This is a genomic window from Neobacillus cucumis (genome assembly GCF_016908975.1).
GTDB classification, from domain to species: domain Bacteria; phylum Bacillota; class Bacilli; order Bacillales; family Cytobacillaceae; genus Neobacillus; species Neobacillus cucumis.
Genome location: NZ_JAFBEX010000064.1, coordinates 1 through 1,025, shown reverse-complemented (window position 1 = coordinate 1,025; position 1,025 = coordinate 1). Strand labels below are relative to the sequence as shown.

Sequence of the window (1,025 nt, the reverse complement as noted above, 5' to 3'; positions counted from 1 at the left end):
CCTTTTCTTCCTGCTGTTCGTCGATATAATGCACCAAGATAGTTTTTTGAACCTCTGACTGATTGAGCTGCTTCAGTTAATGCTGATCTTAAATATTTATTTCCTTTTTTGGATCTGGTTGATTTTCTTTTCCCTGCACTTTCGTTATGTCCAGGTACGAGAGCTGCCCACGAACAAAGATGAGCCGCAGTTGGAAATTGACTTTTAACATCAGTACCGATTTCAGCCAGGATTTGTTCAGCCATTCTTCTAGCGATTCCAGGAATTGAATCTAGTCTTACAATATCTTCTTCATAATCCTGAACCCGTTGGGCAATCTCTTGATCTAACATTTCAATTTGCTCAGTTAGAAAATCAATGTGCTTTAAAATCGTTTTAAGCATTAATCGTTGATGTGGGTTAACATAACCCTGGAGAGCTAATTCTAGTTCTTCTTTTTTCTTTTTCATAGTTCTCCGAGCGAAGCTTGCTAGTTTTTCAGGATCATCTTCACCATCCGCGATAGCCCGAAGCATATCTTTAGATGAAACACCCATGATATCAGATACAACCGAACCAAGTTTAATATTGGCTCCTTCTAATACCTTTTGAATCCGATTATGTTGCCTGGCACGTTCCTCAATAATACTACGACGATAGCGAACTAGTTCACGTAATTCCCGTTGAGTCCGATTTGGGATAAAACTAGCTTTAAGAAGACCATGGCGAAGAAGTTGTGCAATCCATTCTGCATCCTTTACGTCGGTCTTGCGACCTGGGAGAGCTTTCATATGTTGAGCATTGACAACTAGAAACTCTATTCCTTCAGATTCTAATAAATTAACGATAGGTTTCCAATAAACACTAGTGCTCTCCATTGCTACATGGGTACAATTATTCTCCTTAATCCAGTCCAATAACTTTAATAAAAAAACTGTTTTAGTTGAAAATGTTTGAATCTCCTTTCCTTGAGAAGTCATAATACAAGCAGTGATATTGTCCTTATGAACATCCAATCCACATGCTCTTTCAATGATAACATCCAT

At 38.1% G+C, this 1,025-nt stretch carries 1 protein-coding gene; it reads right to left on the bottom strand.

Features of this window, described 5'->3' with window-relative positions; genetic code table 11:
* A partial coding sequence (locus JOC76_RS29720) for an IS110 family RNA-guided transposase (RefSeq protein WP_205182338.1) occupies nt 1-1,025 on the bottom strand: 1,025 nt, incomplete at its 3' end.